At 71.2% G+C, this 22,084-nt stretch carries 19 protein-coding genes; 8 read left to right on the top strand and 11 right to left on the bottom strand.

The window, feature by feature from the left end; genetic code table 11:
• The first annotated feature begins 34 nt into the window (after positions 1–34).
• The 6 genes from ACQ86M_RS08870 to ACQ86M_RS08845 all read left to right on the top strand — a co-directional run bounded on the left by ACQ86M_RS08870 (position 35) and on the right by ACQ86M_RS08845 (position 7,357).
• A complete protein-coding gene (locus tag ACQ86M_RS08870; protein WP_431247771.1) occupies positions 35–1,066 on the top strand; it encodes a LacI family DNA-binding transcriptional regulator in 1,032 nt (343 codons plus the stop codon).
• Positions 1,067–1,402: 336 nt separating this feature from the next.
• Positions 1,403–1,987 (top strand): hypothetical protein, encoded by a 585-nt coding sequence (locus ACQ86M_RS08865; RefSeq protein WP_431247770.1) that lies wholly within the window; start codon positions 1,403–1,405, stop codon positions 1,985–1,987.
• A gap of 178 nt (positions 1,988–2,165) precedes the next feature.
• On the top strand, positions 2,166–3,470 hold the full coding sequence (locus ACQ86M_RS08860; protein WP_431247769.1) for an ABC transporter substrate-binding protein: 1,305 nt from the start codon (positions 2,166–2,168) through the stop codon (positions 3,468–3,470).
• 91 nt (positions 3,471–3,561) lie between these two features.
• The gene (locus ACQ86M_RS08855) at positions 3,562–4,545 is read left to right on the top strand and encodes a carbohydrate ABC transporter permease (RefSeq protein ID WP_431247768.1); all 984 of its coding nucleotides are present in this window, start codon (positions 3,562–3,564) and stop codon (positions 4,543–4,545) included.
• Positions 4,538–5,377 (top strand): carbohydrate ABC transporter permease, encoded by an 840-nt coding sequence (locus tag ACQ86M_RS08850; RefSeq protein WP_431218354.1) that lies wholly within the window; start codon positions 4,538–4,540, stop codon positions 5,375–5,377. The genes ACQ86M_RS08855 and ACQ86M_RS08850 overlap by 8 nt, the downstream gene beginning before the upstream one ends.
• A gap of 48 nt (positions 5,378–5,425) precedes the next feature.
• Positions 5,426–7,357, top strand: a complete 1,932-nt coding sequence (locus tag ACQ86M_RS08845; RefSeq protein WP_431247767.1) for a glycoside hydrolase 5 family protein — start codon at positions 5,426–5,428, stop codon at positions 7,355–7,357.
• A 96-nt stretch (positions 7,358–7,453) separates the two neighbouring features.
• Here the strand turns inward: ACQ86M_RS08845 and ACQ86M_RS08840 are convergent, their stop codons facing one another.
• Positions 7,454–8,920 carry a helix-turn-helix domain-containing protein gene (locus ACQ86M_RS08840; protein ID WP_431218352.1) on the bottom strand — a complete coding sequence of 489 codons (1,467 nt, stop codon included), beginning with the start codon at positions 8,918–8,920 and terminating at the stop codon, positions 7,454–7,456.
• 142 nt (positions 8,921–9,062) lie between these two features.
• Between ACQ86M_RS08840 and aceA the strand changes: the two genes are divergently transcribed.
• On the top strand, positions 9,063–10,373 hold the full coding sequence (gene aceA / locus ACQ86M_RS08835) for an isocitrate lyase (protein WP_431247766.1): 1,311 nt from the start codon (positions 9,063–9,065) through the stop codon (positions 10,371–10,373).
• A gap of 20 nt (positions 10,374–10,393) precedes the next feature.
• Positions 10,394–12,073 (top strand): malate synthase A, encoded by a 1,680-nt coding sequence (gene aceB, locus ACQ86M_RS08830; protein ID WP_431247765.1) that lies wholly within the window; start codon positions 10,394–10,396, stop codon positions 12,071–12,073.
• A 10-nt stretch (positions 12,074–12,083) separates the two neighbouring features.
• Here aceB and ACQ86M_RS08825 read toward each other — a convergent pair whose 3' ends face one another.
• The 10 genes from ACQ86M_RS08825 to nadB all read right to left on the bottom strand — a co-directional run bounded on the left by ACQ86M_RS08825 (position 12,084) and on the right by nadB (position 22,083).
• A complete protein-coding gene (locus ACQ86M_RS08825; RefSeq protein ID WP_431247764.1) occupies positions 12,084–12,443 on the bottom strand; it encodes a DUF488 domain-containing protein in 360 nt (119 codons plus the stop codon).
• A 10-nt stretch (positions 12,444–12,453) separates the two neighbouring features.
• Complete coding sequence (locus tag ACQ86M_RS08820) at positions 12,454–13,395, bottom strand: PfkB family carbohydrate kinase (RefSeq protein ID WP_431247763.1); 942 nt, start codon at positions 13,393–13,395, stop codon at positions 12,454–12,456.
• Positions 13,388–14,422, bottom strand: a complete 1,035-nt coding sequence (locus tag ACQ86M_RS08815) for an ADP-ribosylglycohydrolase family protein (protein WP_431247762.1) — start codon at positions 14,420–14,422, stop codon at positions 13,388–13,390. Before ACQ86M_RS08815 ends, ACQ86M_RS08820 begins: the two co-directional genes overlap by 8 nt.
• Positions 14,419–14,988: a carboxymuconolactone decarboxylase family protein gene (locus ACQ86M_RS08810; protein WP_431247761.1), complete on the bottom strand. Its 570-nt coding sequence runs from the start codon at positions 14,986–14,988 to the stop codon at positions 14,419–14,421. Before ACQ86M_RS08810 ends, ACQ86M_RS08815 begins: the two co-directional genes overlap by 4 nt.
• Before the next feature lie 176 nt (positions 14,989–15,164).
• Entirely contained in the window at positions 15,165–16,661 is a 1,497-nt protein-coding gene (locus ACQ86M_RS08805) for an MDR family MFS transporter (protein ID WP_431247760.1), read from the bottom strand.
• Between the two features lie 145 nt (positions 16,662–16,806).
• Positions 16,807–17,577: a DUF2382 domain-containing protein gene (locus ACQ86M_RS08800; protein WP_431247759.1), complete on the bottom strand. Its 771-nt coding sequence runs from the start codon at positions 17,575–17,577 to the stop codon at positions 16,807–16,809.
• An 85-nt stretch (positions 17,578–17,662) separates the two neighbouring features.
• Positions 17,663–18,388: a hypothetical protein gene (locus ACQ86M_RS08795; protein ID WP_431247758.1), complete on the bottom strand. Its 726-nt coding sequence runs from the start codon at positions 18,386–18,388 to the stop codon at positions 17,663–17,665.
• A 127-nt stretch (positions 18,389–18,515) separates the two neighbouring features.
• Positions 18,516–19,658: a cysteine desulfurase family protein gene (locus tag ACQ86M_RS08790; protein ID WP_431247757.1), complete on the bottom strand. Its 1,143-nt coding sequence runs from the start codon at positions 19,656–19,658 to the stop codon at positions 18,516–18,518.
• Complete coding sequence (gene nadC, locus ACQ86M_RS08785; protein WP_431247756.1) at positions 19,655–20,509, bottom strand: carboxylating nicotinate-nucleotide diphosphorylase; 855 nt, start codon at positions 20,507–20,509, stop codon at positions 19,655–19,657. The genes ACQ86M_RS08790 and nadC overlap by 4 nt, the downstream gene beginning before the upstream one ends.
• Positions 20,503–22,083 (bottom strand): L-aspartate oxidase, encoded by a 1,581-nt coding sequence (nadB, locus tag ACQ86M_RS08780; protein ID WP_431247755.1) that lies wholly within the window; start codon positions 22,081–22,083, stop codon positions 20,503–20,505. Before nadB ends, nadC begins: the two co-directional genes overlap by 7 nt.
• Between the last annotated feature and the right edge of the window lies 1 nt (position 22,084).

Genomic DNA, 22,084 nt, shown 5'->3' with positions numbered 1-22,084 from the left:
TATTCTTGGCCGCGCACCATGAAGGGAGGCGGCCGTGAGCAACGGAGCGGGACGCGTGACCATCGCGGGGCTGGCCGACCGGCTGGGCCTCTCGAAGGCGTCGGTGTCGTACGCGCTCAACGGACTGCCCGGGGTGAGCGACGAGACCCGGGAGCGGGTGCTGGCGCTCGCCGAGCAGCTGGGCTGGCATCCCAGCTCGTCGGCACGCGCGCTGTCGCGGGCGCGGTCGGACACGATCGGGATCGTCCTGCGCCGGGACCCGGGACTGCTCGGCGCCGAGCCGTACTACATGAGCCTGCTCGCCGGTGTGGAGAGCGAGCTGTCGGAGACCGGGCAGTCGCTGCTGCTGCGGATGGTCGGGGCGGACGCCGGGCAGGAGGTGGCCGCCTACCGTCGCTGGAGCGCGGAGGCCCGCGTGGACGGCGTCCTGCTGTTCGACCTGACCTTCGACGACCCCAGGCCGGCCCTGCTCGACGAGCTGGGGCTCGCCTTCGTGCTGCACGGCAACCGCGAGACGATCGCGCCGGGGAAGGTGCTGCTGTACGACGCCCGCTCCGACGCCACGCTGCTGGTCGACCACCTGGCGTCGCTCGGCCACCGGCGCGCGCTGCACATCGCGGGACCCGCCGAGTTCGAGCACGAGCAGGACCGGCGGGATGCGGTCGGCGCGCGCGGGAACGAGCTGGGGATGGAGTTCTCGTTCGCGGCGTCGGACTACTCGATGGAGGCGGGCGAGCGTATCGCCGCCCGGTACGTGCGCGACGACCCGGCGATCACCGCGGTGTTGACCTCCAACGACCTCCTCGCGCTCGGCGCGCAGACCGCGCTCACCGCCGCCGGCCGGGACGACGTCGCGATCGTCAGCTGGGACGACTCGCTGCTCTGCCGGCTGGGGACGCGTCCCATCACGGCCCTCGACCGGTACCCCGAGGAGCAGGGCCGCCGCTCCACGCGCCTCCTGCTCGACCAGCTCGCCGGCACGCCCGCGGCCGACCATCGCGCCCGGGCGAGCCGCCTTGTGCCGCGGGCCACGTCCCTCCGCGCGCCGGAGCCCGCCGCGCGCTGAGGCGCGGCGGCGCCCGCCCGCGCCGCGCATTCGTCACGAATGGTCGCCATCCCGCGCCGATAACGACCATTCGTGACGAATAGTGGCCGTCTATCATGTGCGCGCGACGACGTCACGATTCACAAAGTGCTTCGTCTAGTCAGACAGAGGCATGACGCATCCCTTCGGCTGCTCCGCACGAAGGGTCTCCTGGAAGGACCCTATGACGCATCCGGTTTGGTCGGGATTGCACCGAGCGCCGAACGTGCGAGGACCTGCACAGCGAGGCGAACCTCGTGATCGTAGGGAACTAGTAGACAGCTACACGGTCTCCTGGGTGATCAAGCGGAGGGAGCCATGATCCCCTGGGGCGCGGATAAGAATCGTGTAGCCGGGTACCTGCTCGATAGGCGGACCTCTGGACTCAGGGTCTTCCTACCGGGGACGGACGAGACCGGAAGACTCTGGCGTTGGAGCTCGCTGACCGATGCGGAGATAACGGGAAGCGTCCTCTGGCGCGACGTTGTGCACGCTGAATCGCCCCGAGGACTGCCGGCGGGGTTGACGCCGGCTGCAGCCACCATCGACGTCTCGACGGCCTCGGCGTTCGTGGACGTTCTCGGCAGCCTGGGTGCGAGCTTGACCGCCGAGGTGGTCCGCTGGTCCGGCTACGGGGACGCCGGAGGGCTTTCACGCGGGACGCCCGAGGGCGAATATGTGCTCAGCACCGAAGGCCTGAGCGAGCTGTTCACTCGGTCGGATCGGTTGCCGGCCTTCGTCTGGTTTCCCGAGTTGGGCACGTCAATCGGCGCGCCGCTGTATGCGGATTCCCTCTTCCTCTCCGGGCCGCGCGAGGTTCTCACTCGTTTCGGCAGAAGGCCCGAGCTCGAGGTCTCGGGGGTCCGCGCTGATGAACCGCTGCCTCTGCCCGGGTTCGAGTAGCGGCGCGCCTCACCTGCGCCTCCGAGAGCAGGTGAGGCGGACGGCCCGGTATACCCTCGGACGAGGTGAAGTCAAGGATTGACACCTGAACCGGTTAAGTTAGGCTTCCCCTGGCGCACCGCCGCTCGGCCCTCGCATCAGACCGGCAGCGCCCCCATCAAGAGACGAAGGAGTCACAATGAGGAAACGCGCCATCGTCGCGGCGGCGGTCGCCGCAGCGGTATCGCTCGTGGTCGCGGGCTGCAGCAGCTCGGGATCGGGCGGGTCGTCCAGCGGGGCGACGCTCACGTACTGGGCGAGCAACCAGGGGACCAGCCTCGACAACGACAAGCAGGTGCTCACCCCGGTCCTGAACGACTTCACGAAGCAGACCGGCGTCAAGGTCAAGCTGGAGGTCATCGGCTGGAACGACCTGCAGACGCGCATCCAGACCGCCGTCACCTCCGGCCAGGGCCCCGACGTGCTCAACATCGGCAACACCTGGGCCGCCTCCCTGCAGGCGACCGGCGCGTTCCTGCCGTTCGACGACGCCAACATGAAGGCCATCGGCGGCAGCGACAAGTTCGTCAAGGCCGCCCTCGCCACCGGCGGCGCCGAGGGCAAGCCGCTCACCAGCGTCCCGCTCTACGGTCTCGCCTACGGCCTGTACTACAACAAGAAGATGTTCAGCGACGCCGGCGTGCAGCCGCCGACGACGTGGGAGGAGCTGGTCGCCGCGGCGAAGAAGCTCACCACCGGCAGCCAGTACGGCTTCTCGCTCGCGGCGGGCAGCTACACCGAGAACGTGCACTTCGCGTTCATCAACTCGGCGCAGAACGGCGGCGAGTGGTTCGACAAGAAGGGCAACCCCACCTTCGACAGCCAGGAGAACGTCGACGGGATCAAGCGCTACCTCGACCTCATGCAGACCGACAAGGTCGTGAACCCGTCGAACGCGCAGTACGACAACGGTGTGCAGGCGGTCAACGACTTCGCCACCGGCAGGGTCGCGATGATCCTCAGCCAGAACAACGCCGACGCATCCATCGTCGCCAACGGCATGAAGAACGACCAGTACGGCGTCGTGCCGTTCCCGGCTCCCGAGGGCGGCAAGCCGATCGCCACCTTCATCGCCGGCATCAACCTGTCGATCTTCAAGAACACGAAGCAGAAGGATGCGGCCCTCAAGTTCGTCAAGTACATGACGAGCAAGGATGTGCAGACCACCCTGGGCAAGCCGTACGCCAGCCTGCCGGTGCTGAACGACGCCAAGCCGGTCTTCACCGACAACGCCGAAGAGGCCGCGACGTTCCAGAAGATCTACAACACCATGTCCAAGCCCCTGCCGCTGGTGCCGGCCGAGGACCAGTTCGAGAACACCGTCGGCAAGGCGATGAACGACATGTTCGCGAAGATCGCCACCGGGAGCACGGTCTCCGACTCCGACATCAAGTCCGCGCTGAAGAACGCGCAGGACCAGGTCAAGCAGTCGCTGGGCGGCTGACCCAGCCGGACCCGCTCGCCGGGCGGGGCGCGACGGCCCTCGCGGCCCCGTGTCCCGCCCGGCGGACAGCCACACCCCCTCAAGGAGACCCATGTCGACGACGACAGACGTCCGCGGCCCCGCCGTCACCGTGCCGGCCGCAGCCGCACCGCCCCATCCGAAGCGCCGCCGCCCGAAGGGATGGTGGCTGCCGTTCATCCTGCTCGCGCCGGCGATCGTGTTCGAGCTCCTCATCCACGTGGTCCCGATGCTCACCGGCATCTGGATCAGCTTCCTCCAGCTGACGAAGTTCTACATCGCCAACTGGGGCGAGGCCCCGTTCGTCGGCTTCAAGAACTACGCCGTCGCTCTCGACTTCTCGGGCTCGGTCGGCCAGGGACTTCTCAAGTCGTTCTTCGTGACCGTCGGCTTCACCATCCTGGTCGTCGGCCTCTCCTGGGTGCTCGGGATGGCCGCGGCCGTTGCGCTGCAGGAGCGGTTCCGCGGTCGCGCGTTCTTCCGCACCCTGTTCCTGGTGCCGTACGCGCTGCCGCTTTACGCCGGCATCATCACCTGGAAGTTCATGTTCCAGAAGGACACCGGCGCGATCAACCACTTCCTGTTCGACAACCTCGGGCTGCCTGGCGACAAGCCGTTCTGGCTGATCGGCGGCAACGCGTTCTGGTCGATCGTCATCGTCGCGATCTGGCGGCTCTGGCCGTTCGCGTTCCTGATGCTGATGGCGGGACTGCAGTCGGTGCCGTCGGAGGTCTACGAGGCGTCAGCGGTCGACGGCGCGAAGCCGTTCCGGCAGTGGCGTTCGATCACGTTGCCGATGCTGCGTCCGGTGAACGCCGTGCTGCTGCTGGTCATGTTCCTGTGGACGTTCAACGACTTCAACACGCCGTTCGTCCTGTTCGGGAGCACAGCGCAACCGGCGGCAGGCGACCTGATCTCGTTCCACATCTACAACGCGTCGTTCCTGACCTGGAACTTCGGCTCGGGAGCCGCCATGAGCGTTCTCCTGCTGCTGTTCCTGCTGATCGTGACCGGCGCCTACCTGCTCGTCGTGAACCGGAGGAACCGTCATGCGTGAGACCCGCTCATCCCACGTCTTCCGCTGGGTCACCATCGTCGTGCTGACCGTGTTCACGGTGGTGCCGCTCTACGTGATGGTCACATCGTCGGTCAAACCGCTGTCGGAGGTGCAATCCGCGTTCACGTGGTGGCCGCAGACGTTCACCATCCAGCCGTTCATCGACATGTGGACGACCGTGCCGCTGGCGTCGTACTTTGTGAACAGCCTCATCGTGTCGAGCGCGGCGACGCTGATCTCGCTGGTGATCGCCGTCTTCGCCGCGTACGCGGTCTCGCGCTACCGGTTCCGCGGCCGCAACGTCTTCACGACCACGGTGCTGTCGACGCAGATGTTCCCGGGCGTGCTGTTCCTGCTTCCGCTGTTCCTCATCTTCGTCAACATCAACCAGGCCACCGGCATCCAGCTGGTCGGCACCCGCTGGGGCCTCATCATCACGTACTTCACCTTCGTGCTGCCGTTCTCGATCTGGATGCTCGCCGGCTACTTCGACAACATCCCGCACGAGCTCGACGAGGCGGCGAAGGTGGATGGGTCGGGCCCGATGGGCGCGCTCTGGCACGTCGTCATCCCGGCCGCCCGCCCGGGGCTGATCGCCGTCGCCATCTACTCCTTCATGACCAGTTGGGGCGAGGTGCTGTTCGCCTCGGTGATGACGACGGACGAGAACCGGACGCTCGCGGTCGGCCTGCAGCTGTACTCGACGCAGACGAACGTGTACTGGAACCAGATCATGGCGGCGTCGCTGGTCGTGTCCGTCCCGATCGTCGTCGCGTTCCTGCTGCTGCAGCGCAACTTCGTCGCGGGGCTGACGGCCGGCGCGGTCAAGTGACGCGCGACCGCCTCCGCTCCCGCTTCGCCCCTCCCTCTGAAAGGCATCATGGATCGCCCCTCCCCGGTCTTGCAGGTCGACGACGCCCCCGTGGTGTGGCTCGGCGCCAACTTCTGGTCGCGCACCGGCGGCCCGCTCATGTGGACGCGCTACGACCCGGCCGTCGTGCGCGACGAGCTGCGCGTGCTCGCCGAACACGGCCTGAACATGACGCGGTCGTTCTTCTACTGGCCGGACTTCCAGCCGACCCCGGACACGCTCGACGAGCAGTGCGTGGCGAACTTCGCCGACTTCCTCGACGCGCACACCGAGCTCGGGATGACGACGGTGCCGACGTTCCTCGTCGGACACATGTCGGGCGAGAACTGGGACCCGGTGTGGCGCGACGGACGCGACCTGTACCGCGACGTCTGGTTCGTCGGGCGCCAGGCCTGGTACGTGCGGGAGCTGACCGCGCGGTTCGCCGCGCATCCCGCCGTCGCGGGGTGGCTGCTCACCAACGAGGTGCCGATCTACGGCGGCGAAGCGCCGCGTCCCATCGTTGACGCCTGGGCGTCGCTCCTCGTCGACGCGGTACGGGCCGGGGGAGGGACGCAGCCGGTCGCCGTCGGCGACGGCGCCTGGGGGATCGAGACGACCGGGCACGACAACGGCTTCTCGGTGCGCGACCTGGCCGAGTTCACCGACTTCATCGGTCCGCACGTGTACCGGATGGAGACGGACCAGGTCCGCCAGCACCTGAAGGCGGCGTACATCGCCGAGCTGTCGGCGACGCACGGCCTCCCGGTGATCATGGAGGAGTTCGGGCTGACCAGCGACTTCGTGTCGGACGCGGGCGCCGCCTCCTACTACCGGCAGCTGCTTTACTCGACGCTGCTGGCCGGGGCGACCGGCTGGATCGCGTGGAACAACACCGACTACGACGACCTGGCCGACCAGCGCCCGTACTCGCACCATCCGTTCGAGATGCACTTCGGCATCACCGACCGGCACGGGAACCCGAAGCCGCCGCTGCGCGAGCTGGCGCGGTTCGCCGCGGACATCGCTGCCCTCGATCTGCCCTCCGCCCGGCGGACCGCGGTGGATGCGGCGCTCGTCGTGCCGTCGCACCTCGCCGAGGACTACCCGTTCACCAACGAGGACGAACGCGCGCACATCGTGGCGACCGGCGAGCAGGCGTACGTCGCCGCGCACGAGGCGCACATCCCGGTTGCGGTGATCCGTGAGCGGGAGGACGGCGGCCTCCCGACCGGATACGGGCTGTACCTGCTGCCGTCGGTCAAGCAGCTGTGCGCGACCTCGTGGCAGCAGCTGATCTCTCTCGCTGAGGACGGTGCGACGGTCTACGCGTCGTATTCGCACGGGTCGAGCGGCGTGCAGCGAGGGCCGTGGTGGGCGCACACCGAGGAGCTGTTCGGGGTGCGGATGGAGTCGGCGTACGGGCTGGCGGAGCCGGTGACCGACGACACCGTGGTGCTGCGGTTCACCGAATCGTTCGGCTCCATCGAGGCCGGCGTGGAGCTGTCGTTCGCGGCCGCGGGGAACGCGAACGGGCGGACGTACCTGCCGGTGCGTGCGACGTCGGGACGCGTGGTCGCGGTGGATGCGCACGGCCGTCCCGCGATCGTGGTGCAGGAGCACGGCGCGGGGCGCGCGGTGCTGTGCGCGTATCCGCTCGAGTTCTTCGCGTCGGCGCAGGCCCGGGTCAACCCGGAGCAGACCTGGCGGCTCTACGACGCGCTCGCCGAGGTGGCCGACGTGGAGCGGGATGTGCGCCTCGACGACCCGCGCGTCTTCACCGACGGGCTGGTGCACGACGACGGCCGCCGCTTCGTGGTCTTCGTGTCGCAGCACGAGACCCCGGTCACGGTGACCCCGACGGTCGCGGGCGGCGAGCTCCGCACCCTCGACGGCGATCCGTCGCCCGAGATCGCGCTCGATCCGTACGGCGTCGCGCTCCGCCTCCTCATCCAGGACTAGCCGCCGCAAGTCCCAAGCCAACAATTCCTGAGTTTTTCGGGCTGCAGCGCCGGTGCGACCCGAAAAACTCAGGAATTGTCGGCGTGGGCGGAGGGCTCAGGATGTGGGGGCGTGGCGGTCGAGGAAGGCGTAGACCTCGGTGGGATCGACGCCGGGGAAGGTTCCGGTCGGGAGGGCCGCCAGCAGGGACGTGGGGGTGCGGGCGGCCGGCCACGCCATCCCCTCCCACCGCTCGGCGAGGGTCGCCGGCGGGCGGCGGCAGCAGGACTCGTCGGGGCAGCGGGAGACCGCCCGGTGCGGCGTCTCGCGGCCGCGGAACCACTTCACGTGCGCGAAGGGCACACCGACGCTCACGGAGTAGTCACCCTCCTTCGCCTTCTCCACGCGCGACGTGCACCAGAACGTCCCGCTCGTCGTGTCCGTGTACTGGTAGTACGGGCTGAAGCGGTCGGCGACGTCGAACACCGTGCGCGCGGTCCAGCTGCGGCACACCGGCGTGCCCTCGACGGCGCCGAGCGCGTCGGACGGGAAGGCGACGGAGTCGTTCTCGTACGCCTTGATGATGGTGCCCGACTCGTGCACCTTCATGAAGTGCACCGGGATGCCGAGCCGCGCCGTCGCGAGGTTCGTGAACCGGTGCGCCGCCGTCTCGTACGACACGGCGAACGCGTCGCGGAGATCCTCCATCGAGATGCGACGGAAGTTCTTGGCCTCGGTGAGGAAGGCGACCGCATCCTTCTCGGGCAGCAGGAGCGCTGCGGTCAGATAGTTGGTCTCGACCCGCTGCCGCAGAAAATCGGCGTAGTTTCTCGGCTCGTCGTGACCGAGCAGATGCGACGCGAACGCCTGCAGGATGGGGGAGCGCGAGTCCCGCGACGCCGACTGCTCGGTGGGCAGGTAGATGCGCCCGTTGCGCCGGTCGGTGACCGATCGCGTCGAATGCGGCAGGTCGCCCACGTAGTGCAGCGAGTAGCCGAGGTGGTCGGCCATCTCGGTCACCGTCTGGTGCGAGACCGGCCCGCCGGTGTGGCCGACGACGGCCAGGAGCTCCGCCGCGATCGCCTCCAGCTCGGCGAAGTGGTTGTCGCGCGCCCGCATGGTGGCGCGCAGCTCGGCGTTCGCGCGCCGTGCCTCCTCCGGGGTCGCCGCGCGCTCGCGGTGCAGCCGCTCCACCTCCTGATGCAGCGCCAGGATGGCCTGAAGCGTCGCATCCGGAAGGGTGCGCGAGACCCGGGTCGGCTCGATGCCGAGGGAGGCGAACACCGGACCGCGCTGCGCCCGCTCCACCGCGATCTCGAGGGCCGCACGCTCGTCCGGCGGCTCCGGCGCGAGCAGGTCGTCGACCGTCACCTCGAGGGCGGACGCGATCCCGCGGAGCAGCGCCAGCCGCGGCTCGCGGTTCCCGTTCTCGATGGTCGACACCTGCGAGGGCGCGCGGTCGATGGCTGCGGCGAGGGCCTCCAGCGTCATCCCGCGCCGCTGCCGGAACGCGCGGATGCGGCGGCCGAGTGTGAGGGCATCGGCCGCGGGGTGGTCGTCGTGCACGTCGTCGATGACGGTCATGGTGGAAATGGTGACACTCCCGCGAAGTTCTGGCAAACAGAAGAACGGGCGGATTTCTGCGAATGGATCCGATCCGCGGGGTCGCTGCGGGGCGAAGGATCGACTCAACGCAGTCCCGAGACATCGACCGATGGAGGTCACCATGACGAACGAACAGGCCCGCCCCGGAGACACCACCCAAGCCGCGGCCGAGCTCCAGCTCGAGTGGGATGCGGACCCGCGCTGGTCCGGCGTCCGCCGCGACTACACGGCCGACGACGTCGTCGCCCTGCGCGGCCCGGTGCGCGAGGAGCAGACCCTCGCCCGGCGCGGAGCGCAGCGGCTGTGGGAGCTGATCCAGCGCGACGGCACCGGTCCCGACGCGAAGTGGGTCGCCGCACTCGGCGCCCTCACCGGCAACCAGGCCGTGCAGCAGGTGCGCGCCGGCCTCGAGGCGATCTACCTCTCGGGCTGGCAGGTCGCCGCCGACGCCAACCTCTCCGGCCAGACCTACCCGGACCAGAGCCTGTATCCGGCCAACTCCGTCCCGGCGGTGGTCCGCCGCATCAACAACGCGCTGCTCCGGGCCGGGCAGGTCGAGGGCACGGACGGGCCGGTGAGCGACTGGATGGCGCCCATCGTCGCGGATGCCGAGGCCGGCTTCGGCGGACCATTGAACGCCTACGAGCTGATGCACGGCATGATCCAGGCCGGCGCCGCGGGCGTGCACTGGGAGGACCAGCTCGCCAGCGAGAAGAAGTGCGGGCACATGGGCGGCAAGGTGCTCATCCCGACCGGGCAGCACATCCGCACCCTCAACGCCGCCCGGCTCGCTGCCGACGTCGCGGGGGTCCCGACGATCGTGATCGCCCGGACGGACTCGCTCGCCGCGACCCTGCTGACCAGCGACCACGACGAGCGCGACCGGCCGTTCCTCACCGGGACGCGCACCGCCGAGGGCTTCTACGAGGTCGAGAACGGCATCGGGCCGGTGATCGCCCGCGGCCTCGCCTACGCGCCGTACGCGGACCTGCTCTGGGTGGAGTCGTCCGAGCCCGACCTCGAGCTCGCCCGCCGCTTCGCCGAGGCCGTGCACGCGGAGTTCCCCGGCAAGAAGCTGGCCTACAACTGCTCGCCGTCGTTCAACTGGCGCAAGCACCTCGACGACGAGACGATCGCGCGCTTCCAGCGGGAGCTGGCCGCGATGGGATACGCCTTCCAGTTCATCACGCTGGCCGGCTTCCACGCCCTCAACCACTCCATGTTCACGCTCGCCCGGGACTACGCCACCCGGCAGATGAGCGCCTACGTCGACCTGCAGGAGGCGGAATTCGCCTCCGAGGCCGACGGCTACACCGCCACCCGCCACCAGCGGGAGGTCGGCACCGGCTACTTCGACCGGATCGCGACCGCGCTCAACCCCGACAGCGCGACGCTCGCCCTGGCCGGCTCCACCGAAGCACACCAGTTCTGACCACCCGAAGGAGACGCATCATGATCGAGATCACCGGGCCGCGCATCGACGGCACCGAGCACATCCTCACGCCGGAGGCCATCGCCTTCGTCGACCACCTGCACCAGACCTTCGCCGCCCGGCGGCAGGAGCTCCTCGCGGAGCGCCGCGCGCGGCGGGCGGACGCGGGCAACGGGCGCGACCCGCGCTTCCTCAGCAGCACCGCCGCGATCCGCGAGGACGACGGCTGGCGCGTCGCCGGCGCCGGGCCCGGCCTCGAGGACCGCCGCGTGGAGATCACCGGGCCGACCGATCCCAAGATGGCGATCAACGCCCTCAACTCGGGCGCCCGGGTCTGGCTGGCCGACCTGGAGGACGCCACGAGCCCCACCTGGGCGAACATCGCCGGCGGCCAGCGGACGCTGTTCGACGCGGTCCGCGGGCGTCTCGCCTTCACCAGCCCCGAGGGCAAGGACTACCGCGTCACCACGCCGTTCGAGCACACGCCCACCATCGTGATGCGGCCGCGCGGCTGGCAGCTGGTGGAGAAGCACCTCGCCTTCACCGACCGGGCGGGACGCACCGCGCCTGCCAGCGCATCCCTCACCGACTTCGGGCTGTACTTCTGGCACAACGCCCAGGCACTGGTGGATGCGGGACGCGGCCCGTACTTCTACCTGCCGAAGCTGGAGTCGCACCTCGAGGCGCGGCTGTGGAACGACATCTTCGTCTTCGCGCAGCAGCGCATCGGGATGCCGGTCGGCACCATCCGCGCGACGGTGCTCATCGAGACGATCCCGGCCGCGTTCGAGATGGACGAGATCCTCTACGAGCTGCGCGACCACTGCGCCGGCCTCAACGCCGGGCGCTGGGACTACATCTTCTCGATGATCAAGACGTTCCAGGGCCGGGGGCGCCGCTTCGCGTTCGGCGACCGCGACCGCATCACGATGACGGTCCCGTTCATGCGGGCGTACACCGAGCTGCTCGTCGCCACCTGCCACCGCCGCGGGGCGCACGCCATCGGCGGGATGAGCGCGTTCATCCCGAACCGCCGCGACCCTGAGGCGACCGCGCGGGCGCTGGCCCGCGTCGCCGAGGACAAGCGGCGGGAGGCGGCGGACGGCTTCGACGGGACGTGGGTGGCGCATCCGGACCTCATCCCGACGGCGCTCGCCGAGTTCGACGCGGTGCTCGGGGACCGGCCGAACCAGGTCTCGCGCCGGCGCGACGACGTGACGGTCACCGCCGACGACCTGCTGGACGTGGCCGGAGCGGACGCGACGGTGACGGATGCGGGGGTGCGGTCGAACGTGTCCGTCGCCCTGCGGTACATCGAGGCGTGGCTGCGCGGGACCGGCGCTGTGGCGATCGACGGACTGATGGAGGATGCGGCGACGGCGGAGATCTCGCGCTCGCTGCTGCGGCAGTGGATCGACAACCGCGTCGTGACCGCCGAGGGCAACCCGGTCGACCGCGCCGCAGTCGAGTGGCTGATCGCCCAGGAGCTGACGCGTCTCGAGAGCGACGGCGGCGAGGGACGGTTCGCCGACGCGGCTGAACTGCTGGCCGAGGTCGTGCTCGGGGAGGACTTCCCGACATTCCTGACCATCCCGGCGTACGCGCGGTACCTCGTCGAGAGCGGGGACGAGGCGAGCGACGACGCGAGCGACGCGCGCGACGAGCGCGACGAGGAGCGCGGCCTGGCGCTCGCCGGGTAGCGGTCGCCGATCAGGGGTGGTGCTCGAGGTACTCCTTGAGCACCACCCCGTGGTCGAGCTCGGGGTCGCGGGCGCCGACCAGCAGGGTGATGCGCGGGTGCTCCCGGTCGAGCGCCCGCAGCTCATCCACGGCCGGGTTGTGCTCCAGCTCGGCCTCGTAGCGCCCGCGGAACTCGTCGAAGATCTCCGGCACGCTCGCCGGGTTGGCATGGAACCAGCGCCGCAGCTCCGTCGAGGGCGCCACCTCCTTCAGCCACAGGTCGAGGTGCGCGCGCTCCTTACTGATCCCGCGCGGCCACAGCCGGTCGACGAGGATGCGGAAGCCGTCGTCCGGGGCGGGCGGGTCGTAGATGCGCTTGACGGTGAGCACGGAACCAGTGTCACGCTCCGGGGTGGCCGGTGGCCAGCAGGTCGTCGGTCTCGGCGGCCGTCGGGGCGGTCGCGGGTCCATGGCGTGTGACCGCGATCGCCGCGGCGGCGGTGGCGCGGCGGGCCGCGTCGAGTGCTTCCGCGCCCCGGGTCAGCGCCGCGACGAGCACGCCGCCGAAGGCGTCGCCGGCGCCGGTCGTGTCGACGGCGGTCACCGGGAAGGCGGGCACATGCGTCGGGGCCGGCTCGCCGGTGGCGACCCAGCATCCCGCCGCGCCGTCGCGCACCACGGCGACCCCGCCCTCGCGCAGCATCCCGCGCAGGGAGCCGGCGGCGGGAGCGGGATGGGCGTGGGCGCGCAGGATGCGGGCCTCGCGCGCGTTGGCGCTGAGCACATCGGTGCGCCGGAGCACGGTCTCCAGCAGCTCCGCATCGAGTGTGCCGACGAGCGGCGAGGGGTCGAACACGACGCGCGTCTCGGCCGGCAGCTCGGTCAGCCAGCCCGCGATCGCGGGGCCCGCCGATGCGTGCGCGAGGCTGTAGCCGGAGGCGTAGACGACGTCGCCGGTGCGCGGGCGGACGACATCCAGATCGGCGCGGGTGAGCATCCCCTCCGCCCCGGGCGCGGTGACGAACGTGCGCTCGGCGTCCGCGTCGACGAGGACCACGCAGTAGCCGGTGTCGACGGTGTCGAGCGGGGGATGCGCGATCGAGATGCCCTCGCGCCACAGCGCCTCGGCGACGACTTCGCCGAACGGGCCGCTGCCGGAGCGGCCGGCGAACACGACCTCGGCGCCGTCGCGCGCGGCCGCGGCCATGACGTTGAAGCCGCCGCCCGCGGACATGCCGGAGGCGGAGGCGAGCACGTCCCCGCCGCGCTCGGGGAGCGCATCCACCCGCAGCAGCAGGTCGACCACGACCGTCCCGGTGAAGAGGACGCGACCGTCAGCCATGCCGCCTCCTGACCGTGAGGAGCCCGTCGACCAGCGGCTCCAGCTCCAGCGAGTTCACGCGGCGCACCGTGTCGAGCGCGGTGCGCGGCCAGGTCGCGGCGCCGGTCGCGCCGAGCACGGCGCCCGCCATCGCGGCGATCGTGTCGGTGTCGCCGCCGAGGGAGGCCGCGCGGCAGAGGGCGTCCCAGGCGGCGTCGGGGTCGGGCTGCGCGGGATCGCCGGCCGCGACGCAGGCGGCGACAAGGGCCAGTGCGGCGACGACCGATTCCTGCGCGGCGACGGAGGTGCCGATCAGCGTGGCGAGAGCGTCGTCCTGCTCCCGGGGGGCGAGGTCGAGGAGGTACGGGATGGCCCACTCCAGCCGGTCGGCGATGTCGCCGCCCGCGACCCAGTGCCCGCGGCGGGCGCCCTCGCGTGCGGCGGCGACCGCCACGTCCAGGGCCTCGGGAGCGTCGGCGCCGTCGACGCCCGCGCTCACGGCGGCGCCGACGGCCGCGGCGCTGGCGATGCCGAGCCCGGTGTTGTGCGTCAGGGCGCTGACGGCGGACACCGCGTCGACGAACGCGCCGAGCGGCTCGACCCGCACGGCGATGCCGACCGGGGTGATGCGCATGGCGGCGCCGTTCGTCGCGCCGAAACGTCCCGCCTCCTCCGGCGGCATCCCGTCCTGCAGGCGTTGCAGGGCGGCCCGGGTGCTGGGCCCGAGCAGGTCGAGGGAGCCGCGCGCCTCCATCCGGCGCTCCCAGGCGAGGAGCTCGGCGGCGAACACACCGGCGGGAACCGTGCCGTCGCCGTCGATGAGCAGGCGGGCGAGCAGCACGGCCTGCTCGGTGTCGTCGGTCACGGAGCCGGCGGGCATCCCGGCGGCGATCTGCTGGTGCGGTCCGGCGGCCACCAGCCCGCGGATGCGGCCGTGGTCGGCGGCGATGCGCTCCCGCGAAAGGGACTGGGTCGGCATGCCGAGGGCGTCGCCGAGGGCCAGGCCCTGCAGCGCCGCCAGGGCCCGGGCGCGGGTGCTGTCTCTCACAGCGGCGCCAGCAGGGCGTCCCGGAGGCGGTCGCCGAGCCCCGGCGGGACTTCGACATCCGCGCCGAGCGCCTGAAGGGAGCGGCTGAAGTAGCTGCGGGCGGCCGCGGCCAGCGTGATGTCGACGATCTCGCGGTCGCTGTAGCCCAACTCGCGCAGCTGCAGGGTGTCCGCGTCGGTGAGGGAGACCGAGTCGGTGGCGACGCGCGCCGCGTAGTCCATCATCGCGACCTCCGCCTCGCCGAGGCCTGCGTCGTGGTAGTCGCGCGCGATCGCCTCCAGCTCGTTCTCACCCATGACGGTCAGTGTCTTCCGGCCGTGGGCGAGGCGGCAGTGCTGCGACTGGAGCGCCTGGGCGGCGGCCAGCGTCACGAGCTCGTACCGCCGCGTGCCCAGCTGCGAGGCGATGGCGCCGGCGAGATGCTCGAACGCCCGCACGGCCTCCGGGTTGACCGCCATGACGCGGGTGTACGAAGGCACGTAGCCCAGGTCGTCGATGTCTTCGGCGTAGATCGTGGCGACCTCCCCGGTGGCCTCGGACGGTTCGGGCGTGCGGATGATGGACACGGCTGCCTCCTCGCGGGCGGTCGGGTGCGTTGCGGTGCGGTTGCCCCCATTCTGACCCGACCGCCCCGGAGCCTGCCAGCCCTCCTGGCCGCTATGCGCGTCTGCCGCGTCTCGTACCGACTGCGCCTGCGCGAGCCGCCGCAGTCGGTACGGGACGCCGCAGTCACCGCGCGCGCTCAGTGAGCGAACGCCGCCTCGGCCGGGGCGTCGGCGGGTTTGCGGATGAAGAACGACCCCGCGACGGCGAACAGCGAGATGATCGCGCCCGCGACGAACGCCGCCCGGATGCCGCCGGCCTGCGCCGCATCCGCCGTCGCCCCGCCGCCCGCGAGCGCCGTCGCCTGCAGCGTCAGCACGGCGATCAGCAGGGCCGTGCCCGCGGCGCCGCCGACCTGCTGGATGGTGCCGAGGATGGCGCTGCCGTGGGAGTAGAGGTGCGGCGGAACCGCCCCGAGACCCGCCGTGAACAGCGGCGTGAACATCATCGCCAGCCCGAGACTCATCGTGACGTGCGCCGCGATGACGAGGCCGACCGGGGTGTGCTCGGTCACCATCGTGAGCGCCCACAGCACGAGGCTGACCAGGATGGATCCGGGCACCACGAGCACGCGCGGGTCGAACCGGTCGTAGATCCGCCCGACGAAGGGCGCGGCGAGACCCATGATCAGCCCGCCGGGGAGCAGGATGAGCCCGGTCGCGAGCGTGTCGAGGTGCAGCACGTGCTGCAGGTAGAGCGGAAGGACGATGATCACGCCGAACATCGACGCCGTGGTGATCGCCATCAGAACGATCGAGATGGTGAAGATCGGGTAGCGGAAGGTGCGGAGATCGAGCAGCGCCCGATCTTTGCGCTGCAGCAGCAGCTGCCGGGTGATGAACGCCGCGAGCGCGATGACGCCGACCGCCAGCGATCCCCACAGCATGACCGGGCTGGCGGATGCCGCACCGGACTCGCCCGAGAGCGTCAGCCCGTACACCAGGCCGCCGAAGCCGAACGCCGACAGGATGACCGACAGCACGTCGATCTTCACCTTCTGCGTCTCGGTGACGTTCTCGACGAACCGCATGCCGATCAGCAGCATGACGAGGGCGATCGGGAGCACGATCAGGAAGATCCAGCGCCAGGCCAGGAAGTTGAGGATGAGGCCCGAGATCGTCGGGCCGATCGCGGGCGCGACCGAGATGACGATCGAGGCGTTGCCCATCGTGCGGCCGCGGAGGGCGGGCGGGACGAGCGTCATGAGCGTCGTCATGAGGAGCGGGATCATGATGGCGGTGCCCGAGGCCTGGATCACGCGGGCGGCGACCAGCACGAGGAACCCCGGGGCGAGCGCCGCGGACAGTGTTCCGAGCGAGAACAGCGACATCGCCGCGATGAACATCTGCCGCGTGGTGAACCGCTGCAGCAGGATGCCCGTGATCGGGATGACCACCGCCATCGTCAGCATGAACGCCGTGGACAGCCACTGGGCGGCCAGGGCGTCGACGTGCAGGTCGTCCATCAGCTTCGGGATGGCGACCGTCATGATCGTCTCGTTGAGGATCACGACGAAGGTGGCCGCGAGCAGCAGCCAGATCACCCGCTGATCGCGCGGGGCGATGCGAACGGGCGCGCTCGGGCGGTCGATCGCGACGGCGTCGACAGAAGGCGCTGGTGAGGTCTTCTCAGTCACCGGTCCACAGTATCGGCGGCCACCGACACCGCGGGTGTCGATCGTGTGAACTGTGGAGAAGTTCGCTCACCGCAGAACGGTGGACGGAACGCACGGAAAAGGGAGGAGGGCCGGTCGGCAGCCCTCCTCCCCGCTCACCGGGGGCTCAGTCGATGCCTCGACCGTCGCCCTCCACGTCGATGCGCTCCTTGCGCACGTCCTCGTCGACGGTCTCGGTGTCCGTGACCGTCTCGGCATCCAGGCGCACACGCTCGACCGGCACCGTCTCCTTGTCGACAACCGGCCGTTCCTCGTGGAGGACCACCTCGTGCTCCTCCTCACTGAGGGCGGGACCGTCGAGGGCGTCGCCGACGTTCGCGTTCGTGATGGGCTCCCGCTCGACGCGGACCTCCTCGCGCGACACCGGCACGTCCACCTTCTGGTTCTCGGTGACGATGTACTTCTTGAGCCGCGCCCGGCCCGTCTCGACCTGCTCCGTGCCGACGTTCAGGCGCTCCTCCGAGCGCGTCATCGCGTCGTCCGTCTCCGGGCCGCTCACGTCGCGGCCGACCGTTCCCCTGGTGTCCGTCGAGCCGACGGTCCCGGTCCCGGCGGCGCCGGTGCCCGTCCCGCCGCGGTAGTAGGAGTACAGCTCGTCCTCCTCGGCCGGGCTCAGCTCGGCGTCGTCATCGATCCGCGGGGCGTCCTTGACGAACGCCTTCTCGTACGGCACGCGCAGCCCGTCGGCGTCCTCCGTCGCCTCATCCAGCGGGATGAAGCTCTCCGAGGTCCCGAACAGACCGGTCTTCACCGACGCCCAGTTCGGCCGTCCGCTCGACGGGTCGACGTAGATCTGCCCGACCGTCCCGATCTTGTCGCCGTCGCGGTCGATGACCTTGCTGCCGACGAGTGCTGCGATGTTGTTCTCGCTGATCATGTGTCTCTCTCCTGTTCCGTGGGTTCCGCCCGCCGAGACGGGCTCGGGTTCCCCGCTCATGGGCCCCGCTTCCGGGACCCACGTCCTATCGGCCGAGTCCGACCCTGTCGACCCGGCGGTGGTAGCGCATGCCGGCCAGTCCGCCGAGGATGGCGGCGCCGAGGCTGACGAGCGCCACGATGACGGCGGTGATGATGCCGGTCAGCGTGACGGACCCCTCGTTCAGAGGGATGCGCGGGAAGCTGTTGAGGTTGCCGAGGATGTTGAACTGGCTGCCGAAGACCAGGGTCAGCACGGCGACGACGACGGCGATGATGACCGCCCACAGCCACACCGCGAGCCCCTGCTTCGCCCCGTCGAACCGGGCCATGCGCCCGGCGACGTAGCCTCCGCAGAAGTAGGCGACGAAGAGGATGACGACCAGCGCGATGGCGCCGATGATCCCGATCGTCGACGCGTTCTTGCTCGCCTGGTCGACGGCGGTGTTCGCGTCGCCGGTCGCTCCCAGGCCAACGGCCGCTCCGGCCGCGGCGACGAGAGCCGTCAGCACGACGGCCATACCGGTCGCGGTCAGCCAGCCGAAGAAGGCGGATCCGAACTTCATGCCGCCGAACTCGCTCCGCTCCCGTTCGATGACGTCGTTGCGGAGGGTGTGGGTGCGGTCGACGGGCACGGCGGCGTCGGTCGAGTCCCTGTCGTACACGGCCTCGCCGGGGTGCCGCCCGGCGACGGGTCGGTCGTCCGCCACGGCTCGGGTCGCCAGCGGTTCCTCGGAGGGTCGGCCGTCGGGCGACGGTGTTCGATCGGTCATCTCGCTGCCTCTTCCCGGTTCGCGCCCGCTCCCGGCGGACGTCCTTCATGGTTGCGAGGGACGTTAACCGGCCGGTGGAGGCGGGCCCAGGCGGTTGATTCCGGGAGGAATCGGGGTAGCGGAACGGTCAGTCGACCAGATCGCGCACCGCGGCGACCGAATCGCGCACCGAACGCGCTACGTCGGTCAGCTGGAGGGCGGTCACCTCGGGCCCCCAGGAGAAGCGGACGGCCGTGCGGGCGAGGTCTTCCGGGTACCCGAGGGCGAGCAGCACGTGGGACGCATCCTCGCTCCCGGCCGCGCAGGCGGAGCCGCTCGAGGACACCACACCGCGCCGCTCGAGTTCCAGCAGGACCGCCTCGCCGTTCGTTCCAGCGAACACGAACGAGGCGGTGCCGGGGAGTCGGGACGACGGATGCCCGGTGAGCGCCGCACCCGGAACCCCGTGGAGCACCGCGGCGATGAACGCGTCGCGCGCCTCGGCGGCGGCGGCGGCTCGCGCCTCCAGGCCCTCCGCAGTCAGCCGCGCGGCGGTGGCGAGGGCGACCGCGCCGGCCACGTTCTCGGTGCCCGACCGCCGGCCGCGCTCCTGCCCGCCCCCGTGGATGAGCGGCTCGACCGGGATGCGCCCGCGCACGTACAGCGCACCGACCCCCTTGGGCGCGCCGAGCTTGTGGCCGGAGACACTGAGCGCATCCACTCCGAGCGCGCGCACGTCGAGCGGCAGCCATCCGGCCGCCTGCACCGCATCCGTGTGGAAGGGGATGCCGTGCTCGTGCGCGATCGACGCGAGCTCGGCGACCGGCTGGATGGTGCCCACCTCGTTGTTCGCCAGCATCACGGATGCCAGCGCGGTGTCCGGGCGCAGAGCAGCCGCGAAGTCGGCCGGTGCGACGAGCCCGTCCCGCCCGACCGGCACGAACGTCACCTCGAACCCGTGCAGCCGCACCAGGTAGTCGACCGCCTCCAGCACCGCCTCATGCTCGATCCGCGTCGTCACGATGTGCCGCCCGCGCTCGCTCGCCAGGGCGATGCCCTTGACGCCCAGGTTGTCGGCCTCCGTCCCGCCCGATGTGAACGTCACCTCCGACGCCCGGCAGCCCAGCCAGGCGGCGACCGTCGCGCGGGCCTCGGCGAGCGCGCGGGCGGCCGACTCGCCCACGGCGTGGTGGCTCGACGGGTTGCCGAAGTCGCCGGTCAGGTACGGCCACATCGCCTCCAGCACCTCCCGGCGGACCGGCGAGGTGGCGGCGGCGTCGAGGTAGATCACTCGACCACCACGTCCAGTCCGAGGTCGAGCGAGCGGACGCTGTGGGTGAGCGCACCGGCGGAGATCACATCCACCCCGGTCTCGGCGATCGCGCGCACCGTGGCGAGGCCGACGTTGCCGCTCGCTTCGACGATGGCCCGGCCGTCGACCAGGGCGACGCCTTCGCGCAGCTCGTCGAGGGTGAAGTTGTCGAGCATGATCGTGTCGACGCCGGCGGCGAGCACCGGCTCGATCTGGTCCAGCCGGTCGACCTCGACCTCCAGGTGGGTGGTGTGCGACAGCTGCTCGCGCACGCGCAGGAGCGCCTCCGTCACCGAGAGACCGCTCTGCGCCGTGAGCACGGCGAGGTGGTTGTCCTTCGCCATGACGGCGTCCGAGAGCGAGTAGCGGTGGTTGTGCCCGCCGCCCGCGCGCACGGCGTGCCGCTCGAAGGCGCGGAGACCGGGCGTGGTCTTGCGCGTGTCCGCGATGCGGGCGGAGGTGTGCGCCACCTCGGCGACGAAGGCCGCGGTCTGCGTGGCGATCCCGCTCATCCGCTGCACGAAGTTGAGGGCCACGCGCTCGCCCTGCAGCACCGAGCGCGCCGGACCCGTCACGGTCGCGAGGGCCTCGCCCGCGGCGAACGTGGCCCCGTCGGCGACGTGGACGTCGACCTGGATGGACGGATCGGTCAGCGTCATCGCCGCGGCGAACACCTCGCCGCCGGCGAAGGTGCCGGGCTCGCGTCCGACCAGCCGTGCGGTGGCGACGGCGGTCTCCGGGATGAGCAGCTCGCTGGTGAGGTCGCCCCAGGGCGCGTCCTCGAGGAGGGCGGCCTGCACGACGGTGTGGATGATCTGGCGGGTCAGCATGCGGCGGGAACCTGGAGTCGGACAGGCTCGGAGAGAGCGGACTGGGGGAGCAGGACGGTGTGCGCGGGGGCTCCGTCGGAGGGGAGCGGGAAGTCGGAGCGGAAGTGCGCCCCGCGCGACTCCTCGCGGGCTAGGGCGGCGGCGACGACGAGGCGGCCGAGGGTGAGGAGGCTCGCGTCCTCGCCCGGGCCGGGGTCGGCCGTCGCGGCCAGCTCGACGGCCGCCTCCGCCAGGCGCGCGCCATCGCGGTGCACGCCGGCCGCCTCCCACAGCAGGGCCTGGAGGCGCGAGCGGTCGTACGGGCGCGATGGATGCGCGGGCTCGCCGGCGACGGGGGCCGGCGCCTGCGCACCGGTCGTCGCGGCGTCGCGCATCCACTCCGGCGCCTCCGCCCACGGCTCGCCGATCGCCGATGCCGCCCGGTGGGCGAACACCAGCCCTTCGAGCAGCGAGTTCGACGCGAGCCGGTTCGCGCCGTGCGCGCCCGTGCAGGCGACCTCGCCGACGGCGAACAGCCCGGGAACGCTCGTCCGCCCGGCGGTGTCCGCCGCGACGCCGCCCATGGCGTAGTGCGCCGCGGGCGTCACGGGCACGGGATGCCGCGCCCAGTCGTATCCCGCCGCCCGGGTGGCCGCGTCGATCGTGGGGAACCGCCGCGCGAGCACGTCCGCGCCGAGAGCCGTCGCATCCAGCAGCACCGGGCGTCCGCCCTGCGCCGCCATCTCGACCGCGATGCCGCGGGCCACCACATCCCGCGCCGCGAGCTCGGCGTCGGGGTGCACGTCCGTCATGAAGCGCTCGCCCCGGGCGTTCCGCAGCACCGCCCCTTCGCCGCGCACCGCCTCCGAGATCAGGAAAGCCCCGCCGTCGGCTGCAGGGCCGGGCGCGTGCAGCGCCGTCGGGTGGAACTGCGTGAACTCCAGGTCCGCCAGCACGGCGCCGGCCCGCCACGCGGCGGCGATCCCGTCGCCGGTCGCGACGGCCGGGTTCGTGGTGTGCGCGTACAGCCGGCCCCATCCGCCGGTCGCCAGCACGACCGCATCCGCCTCGATCGTCAGCGCCGAGCCGCCGACCCGCAGCGAGACGCCCGCCGGCTGCCCGTCGCGCACGACGAGGTCGCTGAGGAACGCGTGCTCGATCACGGGGATGTCCGCGGCACCGAGCGCGGCGACGAGCGTTCGTTCCAGCTCGGCGCCCGTCGCATCCCCACCGGCGTGGAGCACGCGCGGCGAGGAGTGCGCGGCCTCGAGGCCTCGGGCGAGCGCGTCCCCGTCGCGGTCGAACGCCGCTCCGAGGGCGATCAGTTCGCGCACCCGGGCCGGGCCGTCCGCGCACAGCGCCTCGACCGCCTCCCGGACGTTCAGCCCGGCGCCGGCGCGCAACGTGTCGGCAATGTGCGCCTCGACGCTGTCGTCGGCGAACAGGGCGGCGGCGATCCCGCCCTGGGCGTACCGGGTGCTGCCGTCGGCGAGGGCCGATTTCGTCACGACCGTGACGTCGTGCCCCAGCGCGCGGGAGCGCAGCGCGGCCGTGAGGCCGGCGATCCCGCTCCCGACGACGACGACGCGCGACATG

Source organism: Leifsonia xyli subsp. cynodontis (assembly GCF_050632205.1).
GTDB lineage: Bacteria > Actinomycetota > Actinomycetes > Actinomycetales > Microbacteriaceae > Leifsonia > Leifsonia xyli_D.
This window is presented reverse-complemented; position numbering and strand designations above follow the sequence as displayed.